Genomic DNA, 14,152 nt, shown 5'->3' with positions numbered 1-14,152 from the left:
CGGCTGTGGACCTCCTGCTCCCGGCAGCATCGTGGCTGATGGCGGCGGCGGCGCTCGTGTCGGCCGGCGCCTGCCTCGCTGCGCGGCGCGCCGTGCCGTGGCAGGGACGCCAGGCCGCGGTGGTGATGGCGGCGGGGATGCTGCTGATGGCGACGGGCGGGACCGGGCCGCTGGGTGCCCTGCTGATCGGTGCCCTGCTGCTCGTGTCCGGCATGATCGGCACGATGGGCGTCCGCGGGGCGGCGTCCGCGGCCCCCTGCTGTCACCGCGCTCTCGGATCGCTCGTGATGGCGATCTGCGCCTTCCACGGCGCGGCGGGATCGGTCGGTCAAGGCGTGGTGACGTCCGCGGGGCACGGGGGTCATGGACTCGGCGGCGCGCTCGGCGCGCTCGTCCTCCTCGGCACTCTCAGCGTCGTCGCCTGGACGATCGCCGCAGGGTGGCGGACGACGGCGCATCGGGGCCGCGCCGCCCGGCTGCTCGCGGTGGAATCCTGGGCGATGGCGATCGGGGTCGTCGCGATGAGCATCGCGGGCTGACCGTCCGGTGCGAGGGTCTCACTCCCGCGCCGCGGGGCGGACGAAGGCCCAGGCCGCGATCGCCGCGACGGCGGCGGCCAGGGTCATGGTGACCGCCATCGTGACGGCGTTCGTGCCCCCGATCCCGGCGGCGACCGGGGCGAGCACCGGGCCGAACAGGAACGACGACATGCCGAGCAGCGCGGACGCCGTCCCCGCCCTGGCACCGTGATGCGCGAGGGCGAGTGTCTGGCCGTTCGGGCCGCCGAGGCCCGCGCACAGCATGAACCCGACGAGTGCCGCCACCATGCCCGCCACCCCCGTCCCGCTCAGTGCCAGGACGAGGAAGGTCGTGGTCGCGACGAGCGTCGCCGTGACCCCGCCGAGGTAGACGCGGAGGGGGCCGAAGCGGCGCACGACCAGGCGGCTCGACTGGCTGCCGACGATGCTCGCGAGGGCGCCGGCGGCGAAGGCGAGACTGAAGCTCTGCGGGCTGAGGCCGAACTCGTCCTGCAGCACGAACGACGACATCGAGAGATAGGTGAAGAACGCCACGCCCGCACCGGCGGAGGCGCACAGGACCGCGGCGAAGAGCCGGTCGCCCAGCACGGCGTCGGCATGCGCCCGCAGCACGCGGAGGCCTCCGCCGTGGCGCGCCTCCGGTCGCAGCGTCTCCGGCAGGAGGAAGACGACCACGAGCAGCAGGATGACGCCGATCCCGCTGAGCACCCCGAAGATCCCGCGCCAGTCCATGATGCGGGCGAGCTGGCCGCCCACCACCGGCGCGATGATCGGCGCGGTGCCCGAGACGAGGAACAGCAGCGAGAGCATGCGGGAGAGCTCGATGCCCTCGAACTGGTCGCGGGCGATCGCCAGGCAGATCACGATGCCCGCCGATCCCGCCAGCCCCTGCAGGAAGCGGGCGACGAGCAGCAGCTCGATGGTCGGGGCGACCGCGCACACCGCGGAGAGCACCGCGAACGCCGCGACGCCGACCAGCAGCGGCAGACGTCTGCCCAGCCGGTCGCTGAGGGGACCGGCCACGAGCTGCCCCAGGCCGAGGCCGATCATGCACGCCGACATGGTCACCTGCGCCAGGGCCTCGGTCGTGCCGAGCGACGCCGCGAGCTGGGGGAGCTGGGGCAGGTAGAGGTCCATCGACAGCGGACCGAAGGCTTCCAGCATGCCGAGCACCAGCATCGCCCGCAGCGTCCCCATCCGCGCGGGCTCACCGCGCGCCGGGAGACTCATCCGCCCAGGCGCAGCACGCGGCGCAGCCAGCTCTCCCGCGCGGCCACCGCGGCCTGCGAGACCTCGGCCTCGGGGGAGAACCCGGAGAAGCCGTGGTAGCCGCCCGCCCAGACGTGCAGTTCGGCCTGGCCGCCCGTGGCCCAGATCCGCGACGCGTAGTCGACGGCCTCATCGCGGAAGGTCTCCGCGGCACCCACCTCGATGAACGCCGGAGCGAGTCCCGACAGATCCGTGGCCCGGGCCGGCGCCGTGTACGGCGACACGCGGTCGGTGAACCGGTCGGCTCCGGCGATCGCGTCCCACGCGGTGTCGTTGTTGTTCCGGTCCCAGGCGCCGAAGCCGTCGTACTGCCGGCTCGACGGGGTCTCGTTGCGGTCGTCGAGCATCGGGCAGCCGAGGAGCTGCCCGGCCAGCCGTGGTCCGCCGCGGTCGCGGGAGAGCAGCGCGACCGCCGCCGAGAGTCCGCCGCCGGCGCTCTGCCCGGACGCGATGACGCGGGAGGTGTCGATGCCGAGCTCGTCGGCGTGGGCGACCATCCACTCCAGTGCCGCGTAGCAGTCCTCCGCCTGCGCCGGTCCGGGGTGCTCCGGGGCGAGACGGTACTCGACCGCGACGCCGACGACACCGTGCCGCTCGGCGAGGTCGATGAGCTCGGCGGTGCCGAAGAAACGCGTGCCGAGCACCATGCCGCCGCCGTGGATCGACAGCACCGCCGGTGCCGGGTCTGCGGGCGCCTGCGCCGGGCGCACGATGGTGATCTCGAGGTCCGGAGCCCCGACGGGGCCGGGGATGACCCGGTCCTCCCAGGTCACGGCGCGACCCTCCGCCTGCACGGCCATCGGCGGGATGATCGTGGCGAAGTGATCGCGGTTGGCGTGGATGGTGTCCGCGCGCAGCGGGATGACCTCGACGAGGTCGACGAAGGCGTCGAGTCCGGCGACGAGCTCCGGGTCGTAGGGCACCGGTTCGGGCGTACTCATGCGGCGGTCCGCCAGATCCGTCGCAGCCAGGAGGCACGTGCGGCGAGGGCGGCGCGGGTGATCTCGGCGTCCGGCATGTATATGTCGAAGCCGTGGGCGCCGCCGCCCCACACGTGCAGCTCGGCCTGACCGCCCGTCTCCCAGATCCGGAGGGCGTACTCGGTGTCCTCGTCGCGGAACATCTCCGCCTCTCCGACCTCGATGTAGGCGGGCGGGAGGCCGGAGACGTCCGTCGCGCGGCTCGGAGCGGCGTATGCGGGAGCTTCGGTGCTGAACGCGAGCTCCTCGCCGAGGACGCACGACCAGGCGAGGAGGTTCATGTCGCGCTGCCAGGTGCCGATGCCGTCGTACTGCCGACTGGCCACCGTGGTGTTGGTGTTGTCGATCATGGGACACAACAGCAGCTGCCCGGCCATGACGGGGCCCCGCCGATCACGCGCCAGCAAGGCGACGGCCGCGGTGAGGCCCCCGCCCGCGCTGCCGCCGCCCACGACGATGCGCGCGGGGTCGATGCCGAGCTCCGTGGCGTGGGTGTGCGTCCACACGAAGGCCGCGTAGCAGTCCTCCACGCCCGCGGGGTACGGGTCCTCCGGGGCGAGGCGGTACTCGACGTTCACGGCCACGACGCCGTGCTCCGCGACGATGTCGACGACTCGAGCCGTCTCCCAGGAGCGGTGGCCGACGATCATGCCGCCGCCGTGGATGTTCACGAAGCCGGGGAGCGTCGAGGTCTCCGAGCCGGCGGGGCGGAAGATCGTGACCTCGATGTCCGGTGCTCCGGGCGGGCCGGGGATGACGCGGTCCTCCCAGGTGATGTCCCGGCCGGCGATCACGGCGTCGTTGTCCGGGAACATCCGGTCGACGCCGTCGCGCGGCAGGGTCTCGCGGGTGAGGGCGGGCTGCGGGTTCTTCGCGATCTCGTCGAGCACGGCCTGCACGTCGGGATCGAAGGGGACGGGGATGGTCATGGTTCTCCTCGGGTGGGACGGCGTCAGGGGCCTTCGGGGTCGACGACCCCGCGGTCGGCCCAGAAGGGCTCGACGAGACGGCGCAGCTCGGCGGCGCCGACGCGATCGACGAGGGCGGCCGCGTCGAGGTTCGCCCGCAGCTGCGCGACGCGGGAGGCGCCGAACAGCGTCGTCGTCAGGGCGGGGTGGGTGAGGGTGAACGCGATGCCGAGCTGGGCGGGGGTCACGTCGAGGTCGTCGGCGACCGCCGTGAACGCGGGGACGTCGGCGATGATCCGTTCGCGGATGCCGCCGGGGTCGCGCCCGATCTGCCGGTCGCCGTTCACCTTCCCGGCGAGGATCCCGCCCTCCAGGCAGTCCGAGGCCTGCAGCGTGAGGCCCTGCTCCCAGAGGCGCGCGAAGGGCTCGCCGTCCGGGATCGACCGCCGCGAGACGCTGTACTTGAGCTGCGCGATCTGCGGACCGGGAACGCCTTCCGCGGCGGCGAGGTCGATCAGGGCCTGGATGCTCGCCGCCGACCAGTTGTTCACGCCCCACGCGCGGATGAGGCCGGCGTCGGCGAGCGCGGCGAGGTCGAGCACGAGATCGCGCAGCTCGAGGTCGTCGCGGCGGAGGTCGCCGAGGATCACGAGGTCGGCGTGCTCGACTCCCACCCGCATCAGCGCGTTCTCGAGCTGTGGACGGAAGCCGTCGGCGCCGAAGGCCTCGAGCCAGAGCTTCGACGACAGCAGCCACTCCTCTCGGCGCAGCCCGGCCGCGCGCACCATCGCCGAGAAGATCACGTCGGTGAAGACGGGCGGGGCGCCGGGCGCGGAGTACACGCCCACGTCGAAGAGGTTCACGCCGCGGTCGGTGGCCTCGCGGAGGAGCGCCACCGCGTCGGCGAAGTCCATGCGGTCGTAGGTGTGCCAGGAGCCGAGGGAGAACAGGGAGGCGTGCAGGCCGCTGCGGCCGATCTCGCGGAGGGGGAGGGGAGTGGTCATGGTGCTCCTCAGAGGCTCGGGTCGATGACGGCCTTGACCTCATCGAGGTGGTGCATGTGGGCGATCTTCGCGGAGGCGTCGGCGAGCCCGACCGGGGCGCTGAACAGGTCGTCCCAGGGGAAGCGGTCGGCGAACGCCGTGAAGAAGTCGATCGCGCGGGCGTAGTCGGAGATGTCGCCGTTGAGCGAGCCGACCACCGTGAGCTCCTTGCCCATGATCGTGCTGAGGGCGAAGCCGTCTCCGGCGGGGCCGGTCGAGCCGACGATCGCGACGGTGCCGCGCTGGGCGGCTATGCCGACGGCGTCCGGTCCGACGCTCGGGGCGCCCGCGAAGTCGAACACGTGGTCCGCTCCCTGGCCTCCGGTGAGCGCCAGGACCTGGTCGACGACGGGCCCGTCGCGGAAGTCGACGACGGCGTCGGCGCCGAAGCGGGCGGCGAGTTCCAGGCGGGCCGCGGGAGCACCGACGGTGATGACCTGCCCGGCACCCGCGATCTTCGCGACTGCCGTGGCGAAGATGCCGAGGGCGCCGGAGCCCTGCACCACCACGCGGGAGCCGGGGCGGATGCGGCCGGCCCGCTCGAACGCGCGGAGGACGGTCTTCGCGGCGCAGCCCGCCATGGAGGCCCAGGTGTCTTTGACGGTCGCCGGGAGCAGGAGCGTGGCGGCACCCGGGGTCACGTACGCGTACTCGGAGAGCCCGGCCGTCGCGAACGGCGGAACGTCGGCGCGCTGGAGGAAGCCGTAGCCGCGGCGGGAGCACGCGACCGGCTCGCGCAGCACGACGCAGCCGTGGCACTCGCCGCAGGTGGACTCCGACCAACCGATCCGGTCGCCGGGGGAGAGCGGGCGGCCGAGCGCGTCGCGGGTGTCCGGTCCGGTGGCCACGATCTCGCCGACCATCTCGTGACCGAGGACCATGGGCAGCATGCCGGGGAACGACATCTTCCCTTCCCAGATCTCGATGTCCGTGCCGCACAGCGTCGTGCAGGCGATGCGGACGAGGGCGGCGCCGGGTTCGATCTCGGCGGGCAGCGGGAGCTCTTGCAGGGTGAGCGGCTCGCCGTGCGCGGTGAGCACCGCGGCGCGGGTGGTGGTGGGGAGGGTCATGGGTTCTCCAGTCGCGGGGCGGGTGGCGGGATCGAAAACGGTCCTCCACGGTGCCAGGGAGGGGCGGAATCGATCCCGCACGGAGGGGGACGGGGGTCAGACCAGGAGCTGGCCGCCGTCGACGGGGACCGAGACCCCGGTGATGTGGCTGGCGGCCTCGCTCGCGAGGAAGAGCACGAGCGGGGTGACCTGGTCGACCTCGGCGATGGTGCCGAGCGGGATGCGCGATTCCCAGGCGGCGCGGGCATCGGGGTTCGAGGCGAAGTCGGCGGTCAGGGGCGTGAGCACGGGACCGGGGGCGACGGCGTTGACGCGCACCCCGGAGCCGGCGAGCTCGATGGCGGCCGTCCGGGTGAGCGCGTCGACCGCGGCCTTCGTGGCCTCGTAGTGTCCGAGGCCCGGGGTGGGTTGCCGGGCGCCGATGGAGGAGATGTTGACGATGGCCCCGTGGCCGGCGGCCGCGAGCAGCCCGCCGAAGACCCGCAGCATGAGGAACGTGCCGCGGACGTTGACGCGCAGGGCCGCGTCGACCGCGTCGACCGCGACCTCCTGGAGTGTGCCCCCACCGGCGACGACGCCGGCGTTGTTGACGAGGACGTCGAGCCCGCCGGCCTCCGCGAGCTGCGCGGCGGCGGTGGTGACCGCGCCCTCGTCGGCGATGTCGAGGGGGAGGGCGGTGGCGCCGATCTCGGCGGCGACGGCCCGGGCGGCCTCGAGGTTCACATCGCCGAGGAACACCTCGTCCCCGGCGGCGCGGAAGGCGCTGGCGATGCCGCGGCCGAGCCCGGAGGCTCCTCCGGTGACGAGGATGCGGCGCGGGGAAGCGGTCATGGTCGTCCTCACTGACGGTGTTCCGATGGGATTCCTCCGTTATATTCTACAGACATAGAAAAACACAACCCCGTGCCCCGAGACGGCGAAGGAGCCCTCATGCCCGATGTGACATACCCCCGCAAGCCGCTGTCTCCTCGGGGTGCGACGGTGCCGCCGCTCGCCCTCGGATCGTGGAACACCTGGGACCGTATGGGCTTCGACGATGCGGTGCAGCTCATCCAGCGGGCGGTCGACCTCGATGCCGGATTCTTCGACATCGCGTACTACAACATGGGGCCGCACGCCGAGAACTCCCGGACCGACATCCTCTTCGGAGAGGCCTTCCGGGCGAGCGGGGTGGACCGTGCCCAGGTCGTGCTGTGCGGCAAGCTCTGGCTCTGGGACTGGCCGCACCAGGGCTTCCGGGCACAGATCGAGGAGTCGCTCGAGCGGGCCGGCCTCGACCGCTTCGACACCCTCGTGGTGGGGGACTACCTGGACGCCCCGGACATGCCGCGACTCGTCGCCGACGTGAACGCCCTCATCGCCGACGACCTGGTCGATTCGTGGGGGATCAACAACTGGCGGATCGCGGACACCAGGGCGGCGCTCGCCGAGGCAACCGCTCAGGGGGTGGTCGGCCCCGCGTTCGCGCAGCTCAAGTACGGCATCGCGCGCCGGGCCATGGCGGAGGGCGACGCCTATGGACCCCTGTTCGCCGACGGAACCCTCGCGCTGCAGGCCTCCGACGTGTTCGAGGGCGGAATCCTCGCCACGGGACGGATGCCCCAGCGCAAGATCGGTGCCGATGTCGGGGGTATCCGCGAGCGGATCCTCGCCGTGTACCCCGAGGTCGCGCGGGTCGCGGGGGAGTTCGGGGTGACGCCGGCTGCCCTCGGCATCGCCTTCTGTCTGGCGAACCCCGCGACGGCCAACGTACTCTTCGGTGCCTCTCGCGTCGCGCAGCTCGAGGACAACCACGCCGCCCTCGCCCTCGTCCGAGACCATGGCGCCGAGGTCCGCGCCGCCCTCGCCGACTGCCGCGTCGACCACGCCGTCCGCCCCGACGGCACCTGGTGACCTTCGTATCTCCCACCCGCACCTCCCCCCGCTTCCCCCGCCCGCTTCCCCCGCCCGCTTCCCCGGCGTTCAGGATCACTTCCGCACCTCCCGCGCGTCCCGCAGGCCCGTTTCTGATCCCGCCTCGCTCGGCCCCCGCCTCCCACTCCGGGTGCGGGATCAGTTCCGCACCTCGCGCGCACCCCGCAGGCCCGTTTCTGATCCCGCACTCGCTCGCCCCCGCGTCCCACTCGGCCCGCGCGTCCCACTCCGCGTGCGGGATCAATTCCGCACCTCGCGCGCACCCCGCAAGCACGTTCCTGATCCCGCTTCGCTCGGCCCCGTCCCACTCCGCCCGCGCGTCCCACTCCGCGTGCGGGATCAGTTCCGCACCTCGCGCGCGCCCCGCAAGCACGTTCCTGATCCCGCACTCGCTTGGCCCCCGTCCCACTCCGCCCCCGCGTCCCACTCCGGGCGCGGGATCAGTTCCGCACCTCGCGCGCGCCCCACGGGCACGTTTCTGATCCCGCAGGGCGTGACGTTCTGCGTGCCGATTCGAAAACGCGCCGCGTAGGGAGGGCGTGCGGCCGATTCTGATCCCGCTTCTGGTGGCGGCTGTGTGTCGGCCGCCGGGCCCGCCGCTCGTGCGCGACCGGACCGCTCTCCGGAGCCCCGGATCAGAAGTGCTCCTCGTGTTCGCAGCAGATCGTAAGCGCTCCTCGCCTCCGTGCTGGATCGGAAGTGCCCCGCGCACGCTCCGGATCAGAAGTGCTCCTGGGGCCCGGGTGGGAGGTGCGTTCTTGATCCCGGGAAGGGGTGCGGGGCCCTCGGGAGCGGCAGTGTGGCCCGTTCGCGCCGTCGTTCACCCCGGTGCGGGATGAAAAGGGTGCCGAAAAGGCGTCGCCGAGGGGTGTTTCTGATCAGGTCGGAGGGGTGGGTGCAGTGGCGGGATCAGAAGTGGGCCGCGCGGGGAGGGCAGGGGTGCGTTAGTGATCCCGGTACCCGCACCTGCACCCGCGGGGTGCGGGCGGGCGGGGTACGGGACGGGGTGGGGTGTGCGCGGGGGAGCAAGGCGGGTGCGCGCTGAGGCATCGGTCCGCGCGGCCAGAGGAAGAAACCCGCTTGCGCTCTTTTTCCACGCATGTAGACTAACCAGCACGACACATCGAAGTGGCGTCGGTCCCGGTCTCCGGTCAGCGGCTCTTCGAACCTTCTTCACCACCCCCTGCACCCGAGAGAAGGAACCATGAAACGAATGCCCCTCGCGGTCGCCGCCGCCGTCGCCGCGACCCTCGCACTCGCCGGCTGCAGCGGCGGCGGAACGCCCTCGCCGTCCGAGGGCGGCGGCGCCGAAGGCCCCGACGCCCTCAACATCGGCAACTTCCTGGACGTCACCTCGTGGGACCCGTCCCTCGCCGACATCGGCTTTGACGGCCCCTACCTGTCCGCGGTGTACGACGCCCTGATCGCCCTCGACGCCGACGGCACCCCGATCCCGTCGCTCGCGACGAAGTGGACCGTGGCCGACGACGACCTCAGCATCGACCTCGACATCCGCACCGACGCCGTGTTCAGCGACGGCACCCCGGTCGACGCCGACGCCGTCGTCGCGAGCCTCGAGTACCTCAAGGCCGGCGCCCGGTCCGGTGAGGCCTACGTCAACGCGAAGGGCTTCGAGAAGGTCGATGACGACACCGTCCGCATCGCCCTCACGCAGCGTGACGACACGATCCTCTACCTGATGGGCCTCGGCCGCAGCTACGTCATGCCCCCGGCGTCCATCGAGGCGGGCACGCTCGGCAGCGACCCGATCGGCTCCGGCCCGTACGTGCTCGACAGCGACACCAGCGTCGCGGGCGCCGAGTACCACTTCACCAAGACCGAGGACCACTGGGACGCGAAGACGTACCCGTTCGCCGAACTCGCGATCTACCCGATCACCGACGCGACCGCCCGGCACAACGCGATGCTCAGCGGACAGATCAACGTGCAGTACGGCGACGTGGCCAACCTCGACCAGGCCGAGCAGCAGGGCTGGAACACCGCCCAGCGGGTCTCCGGGTGGGCGGGACTCGTCATCACCGACCACACCGGCGCGAAGAGCGAGCCCCTCGGCACGCTCGAGGTCCGCCAGGCGCTGAACTACGCGTTCGACGGTGCGGCCGTCCTCGCGGCGGTCGGCAGCGGTGCGGGTGTGGCCACCAACCAGGTCTTCCCGGACGGGGGCGACGTCAACGACCCCGAGCTCAACGATGCGTACGCGTTCAACATGGACAAGGCGAAGGAGCTCCTTGCCGACGCCGGGTACCCGGACGGATTCGACATCTCGATGCCGATGTCCCCGATCTTCGAGATGTGGAAGCCGTCGGCCGAGCAGGCTCTCAACGAGCTCGGCATCACCGTCACCTGGGACAACATGCAGATGCCGGACTACCAGCTCAACGCCCCGAACTACCCGATGTTCATCTCCTTCCTCGCGATGGACGGCAACGACGTGGCCACCGTCTCCCGGCAGCTGACGAGCGTGCAGTGGTTCAACCCGGAGCCCGACTACGCGAAGAACGAGGTCATCGCCCCGCTCGTCGAGAAGGTGCAGACGGAGCGCGGCGACGCGCAGACCGCCGCCATCAAGGAGCTCAACGAGGCCCTCGTCGACCAGGCCTGGTGGTCGGTCTGGTACCAGGCGAACAACATCTACTACACGGCGCCCGGCATCCAGCTGCAGCCCGTCGTGGGGATGATGTTCCCGACGCTGCGGTACATCACGCAGGGCTGAACGCCCGTCGGGGCGGTCGCCACGCGGCCGCCTCGGCACCCCTTCCCTCCTCCTCACCCTCGAGAGGCCCCCATGCTCCTCTTCACGGCGAAGCGGGTGCTGTCCGGCATCCTCCTGCTCGTCGCGGTCTCGATCGGCACGTTCTTCCTCGCGCACCTCGCGATCAGCGATCCGACCGCCTCGCTCCTCGGCACGACCGCGAGTCCCGCGCAGCAGCAGGCCCTGGCGGCGAAGATCGGACTCGACCGCCCCCTGATCGTCCAGTTCTGGGACTGGTTCTCCCACGCGGTCCTGCTCGACTTCGGCGTCTCGTGGCGCAACTTCCAGCCGGTCGGCGCGCAGCTCGCGGTGAAGGTCCCCGTCACTCTCTCCGTCGTGACCCTCGCGACCCTCATCACGGCGGTCATCGGCGTCGCCTTCGGCATGATCACCGGACTCCGCCCCGGCACCTGGTTCGACCGCATCATCAAGGGGATCTCCGTCGTCCTCTTCGCACTTCCCGGGTTCTGGGTGAGCCTGGTCCTGGTGATGTGGCTGGCGGTGCAACTCAAGTGGTTCCCCGCCGTGGGCTACGTCCCGCCGACGCAGTCCGTCGAAGGCTGGCTGCGCTCGATCACGCTGCCGGCGATCTCCCTCGCCCTGGGCGGCATCGTCGCCGTGTCGGAGCAGCTGCGCAATGCCGTGATCGCCCAGAGCCGCCAGGACTGGGTGCGCACGCTCCGCAGCCGCGGCCTGTCCGCCGCCCGGGTGAACCTGCACATCCTCCGCAACGCCTCGCCCGCCGCGCTCACGGTGATCGCCCTGATGTTCGTGGGCCTGCTCTCCGGGGCGATCGTGGTGGAGCAGATCTTCAGCCTCCCCGGTCTGGGGCAGCTCACGAACCAGTCGTCGCAGAACGGCGACATCCCGATGCTGCTCGGGATCACGGTGGTCTCCATCGTCTTCGTCGTCCTCATCAACCTCCTGCTCGACCTCGTGCTCGGCTGGATCAACCCGAAGGTGCGCGTCGCATGACCACGACAGACATCCGCGTCGCCTTCGACCGGGCCGCCCAGAAGCGCCGGTCGAGCCTGTTCCGACGCTTCCTCCGTCACCCCGGCGGCTACATCCCGCTCGCGATCTTCGTGCTCATCGTGCTCGTCGGGGTGTTCGCGCCGTTGCTGGCGCCGATGGACCCGAACCTCGTCGACCTCGCGGCAGCCAAGGCCCCGCCCTCGCCGGAGCACCTGCTCGGCGGCGACTCCACCGGCCGCGACATCCTCAGCCGCCTCATCTACGGGACGAGGACGACACTGTGGGGTGCGCTCATCACGATCGTCACGGCGCTCGTCGTCGGGGTCCCGTCGGGTGTCGCAGCCGGGTACTTCGGCGGCGTCTTCGACCGGGTCGCGACCTGGATCAGCGACGCCCTCCAGTCGATCCCCGGGATGATCATCCTCCTCGTGGTCGCCGCCGGCAGCCGCAACAACTTCGAGCTGCTGATGGTCACCGTCGGCGTCTTCATGGTGCCGGGGTACTTCCGCATCGCGCGGTCGCAGACGCTCGCCGTCCGCGGCGAGGCGTACATCGACGCCGCCCGCGTGTCGGGCCTGTCGGACGCGCGCATCATCTTCCGGCACGTCATCACGGCCGTCTACCCGCCCGTCATCATCCAGACCGCGCTCACGGCCGGCATCGCGATGGGCATGCAGGCGGGGCTCCAGTTCCTCGGCATCGGCGACTCGAACGTGCCGAGCTGGGGCGCGATGATGCTCGAGGGCTTCCGGCTCATGCTCACCTACCCCCTGATGCTGCTGTGGCCCTCCGCCGCGCTCGGTCTCACGATCGCCGTCCTCGCGATCATGGGCTCCACGCTCGCCGAGCTCGTGCAGGTGCGCACGCCGCGGGCGGCCCGACGGCGGCGGCGCGGTGTGCTCGAGACCGGCGACGAGGTCGCCGCGGCTCCCGCCACGGGCAGCGTCCGCCACGAGGCCCCGGCGTCGGCCCTCCGCGTCGAGAACCTGCACGTCGTCCACGCGACGCCGACGGGGGAGACCGAGGTCGTGCATGGCGTGACCCTCGACGTCGCGCCAGGCGAGGTCGTCGGGATCGTCGGCGAGTCCGGGTCGGGCAAGTCGCAGACAGTGTTCTCGGTGCTCGACCTGCTGCCCGCGACCGGCCGGGCGACCGCCGACGCGATCTGGGTCGGCGGCGCGGAGGTCACCCACGCGACGCCGAAGGAGCGCCAGGCCCTGCTCGGACGCACGATCGGGTACGTGCCGCAGGAGCCGATGAGCAACCTCGACCCCTCGTACACGATCGGGCATCAGCTCATCGAGCCGCTGCGCCGGACGCACGGGCTCGCGAAGGCCGCCGCCCGGCAGCGCGCGCGGGAGGTGCTCCTGCGGGTCGGGCTGTCCGATCCCGATCGCGTGATGCGCAGCTACCCGCATCAGGTGTCCGGCGGCATGGCCCAGCGCGTGCTCATCGCCGGCGCGATCGCCGGTCGACCGTCGCTCCTCGTCGCGGACGAGCCCACCACCGCCCTCGACGTCACCGTGCAGGCCGAGGTGCTCGAACTGCTGCGGGAGCTGCAGGCCGAGTACGGCATGGCGCTGCTCATCGTGACGCACAACTTCGGCGTCGTCGCCGACATCTGCGACCGCGTGATCGTCATGCGCGGCGGCGACATCGTGGAGTCGGGGCCCGTGGACGAGCTCTTCGCCGCGCCCACCCAGGAGTACACGCGCGAGCTCATCGCCGCGTCGCTCGACGAAGCCGAGGGCCGCGCCGCGCTCGACGGCCGGCGGACGGAGGTCCCCGCATGAACGCCGCTCCGGTGAACCCCCTGCTGCAGGTCGACGACCTCGTGGTCGAGTACGGCCGCGGAAGACACGCCTTCCGCGCGCTGCACGGCGTCTCCCTCGACATCGCCCCCGGTGAATGCCTGGGCCTCGTCGGCGAGTCCGGATCCGGGAAGTCGACCCTCGGCAAGGGCATCCTCGGCCTCGCCCCGGTGACCGCGGGCCGCATCCGCTTCGACGGCCGGGACATCGGCGGCCTCGGCGGCAAGGCCCGACGGGCACTCGCCAATGATGTGCAGGTCGTGTTCCAAGACCCGTACGGCTCCCTCAACCCGGCATTGACCATCGGCGACATCCTCGCCGAGCCGCTGCTGACGACGGGCATCGGAGCGAAGGCGGCCGACACGCGCGTGCGCGACATGCTCGACCGCGTGCGCCTGCCTTCCACGAGCATGGACCGGTATCCGAGCGAGTTCTCCGGCGGGCAGCGGCAGCGCATCGCGATCGCCCGCGCCCTGGTCCGCGGACCCCGGCTGATCGTGTGCGACGAGCCGGTCAGTGCACTCGACCTCACCACGCAGGCGACCATCCTCGACCTCTTCATCGAGTTGCAGCGCGACACCGGCGTGGCCTACCTCTTCGTCTCGCACGACCTCGGCGTCGTCCGGCGGGTCTGTCACCGGGTCGCCGTGATGTACCGGGGCGAGATCGTGGAGATCGGCGACGGCGAGCAGGTCACCCGCACGCCGCGTCACCCGTACGCCGAGCGCCTGCGACTGGCCTCACCCGTCGCCGACCCGGTGGCGCAGCGGGAACGCCGGGCGCAATGGCTCGCTCTGCGGGAGGTGCCCGATGCGGCGGTACGGTAGCTCCAGGCCGGAACACGCCACACCCCGGACTCGGCCGGAAGGA

The 14,152-nt window shown here is 71.8% G+C and carries 12 protein-coding genes; 6 read left to right on the top strand and 6 right to left on the bottom strand.

The features are described from left to right. Nucleotides 1–5 precede the first annotated feature (5 nt). Nucleotides 6–539 (top strand): hypothetical protein, encoded by a 534-nt coding sequence (locus AB0N68_RS14645; protein WP_280569798.1) that lies wholly within the window; start codon nt 6–8, stop codon nt 537–539. An 18-nt stretch (nt 540–557) separates the two neighbouring features. Here AB0N68_RS14645 and AB0N68_RS14640 read toward each other — a convergent pair whose 3' ends face one another. The 6 genes from AB0N68_RS14640 to AB0N68_RS14615 form a co-directional block, all read right to left on the bottom strand. Then, nucleotides 558–1,769 carry a multidrug effflux MFS transporter gene (locus AB0N68_RS14640; RefSeq protein WP_280569801.1) on the bottom strand — a complete coding sequence of 404 codons (1,212 nt, stop codon included), beginning with the start codon at nt 1,767–1,769 and terminating at the stop codon, nt 558–560. Further along, nucleotides 1,766–2,749 (bottom strand): alpha/beta hydrolase, encoded by a 984-nt coding sequence (locus AB0N68_RS14635; RefSeq protein WP_268777114.1) that lies wholly within the window; start codon nt 2,747–2,749, stop codon nt 1,766–1,768. The genes AB0N68_RS14640 and AB0N68_RS14635 overlap by 4 nt, the downstream gene beginning before the upstream one ends. Continuing rightward, complete coding sequence (locus tag AB0N68_RS14630; RefSeq protein WP_280569805.1) at nt 2,746–3,717, bottom strand: alpha/beta hydrolase; 972 nt, start codon at nt 3,715–3,717, stop codon at nt 2,746–2,748. Before AB0N68_RS14630 ends, AB0N68_RS14635 begins: the two co-directional genes overlap by 4 nt. 23 nt (nt 3,718–3,740) lie before the next feature. Beyond that, entirely contained in the window at nt 3,741–4,700 is a 960-nt protein-coding gene (locus AB0N68_RS14625) for an aldo/keto reductase (protein ID WP_280569807.1), read from the bottom strand. 8 nt (nt 4,701–4,708) lie between these two features. Next, nucleotides 4,709–5,809: a zinc-binding dehydrogenase gene (locus AB0N68_RS14620; protein WP_280569809.1), complete on the bottom strand. Its 1,101-nt coding sequence runs from the start codon at nt 5,807–5,809 to the stop codon at nt 4,709–4,711. 96 nt (nt 5,810–5,905) lie between these two features. Next, nucleotides 5,906–6,640, bottom strand: a complete 735-nt coding sequence (locus AB0N68_RS14615) for an SDR family NAD(P)-dependent oxidoreductase (RefSeq protein ID WP_259952082.1) — start codon at nt 6,638–6,640, stop codon at nt 5,906–5,908. A 99-nt stretch (nt 6,641–6,739) separates the two neighbouring features. Here AB0N68_RS14615 and AB0N68_RS14610 point away from each other — a divergent pair, with 99 nt between their 5' ends. The 5 genes from AB0N68_RS14610 to AB0N68_RS14590 all read left to right on the top strand — a co-directional run bounded on the left by AB0N68_RS14610 (nt 6,740) and on the right by AB0N68_RS14590 (nt 14,109). Next, a complete protein-coding gene (locus AB0N68_RS14610) occupies nt 6,740–7,702 on the top strand; it encodes an aldo/keto reductase (RefSeq protein ID WP_280569812.1) in 963 nt (320 codons plus the stop codon). Nucleotides 7,703–8,927: 1,225 nt separating this feature from the next. After that, nucleotides 8,928–10,457 (top strand): ABC transporter substrate-binding protein, encoded by a 1,530-nt coding sequence (locus AB0N68_RS14605; protein ID WP_280570103.1) that lies wholly within the window; start codon nt 8,928–8,930, stop codon nt 10,455–10,457. Nucleotides 10,458–10,529: 72 nt separating this feature from the next. After that, nucleotides 10,530–11,471 (top strand): ABC transporter permease, encoded by a 942-nt coding sequence (locus tag AB0N68_RS14600; protein WP_187663545.1) that lies wholly within the window; start codon nt 10,530–10,532, stop codon nt 11,469–11,471. After that, on the top strand, nt 11,468–13,264 hold the full coding sequence (locus AB0N68_RS14595; RefSeq protein ID WP_280570098.1) for a dipeptide/oligopeptide/nickel ABC transporter permease/ATP-binding protein: 1,797 nt from the start codon (nt 11,468–11,470) through the stop codon (nt 13,262–13,264). The genes AB0N68_RS14600 and AB0N68_RS14595 overlap by 4 nt, the downstream gene beginning before the upstream one ends. Further along, nucleotides 13,261–14,109, top strand: a complete 849-nt coding sequence (locus tag AB0N68_RS14590) for an ATP-binding cassette domain-containing protein (protein WP_363332991.1) — start codon at nt 13,261–13,263, stop codon at nt 14,107–14,109. Before AB0N68_RS14595 ends, AB0N68_RS14590 begins: the two co-directional genes overlap by 4 nt. The last annotated feature ends 43 nt before the right edge of the window (nt 14,110–14,152 follow it).

The sequence above is a fragment of the Microbacterium meiriae genome (genome assembly GCF_040685015.1).
Taxonomy (GTDB): Bacteria; Actinomycetota; Actinomycetes; order Actinomycetales; family Microbacteriaceae; genus Microbacterium; species Microbacterium meiriae.
Note: the sequence above shows the minus strand (reverse complement) of the source record. Positions and strands in the feature narration are given on the sequence as shown.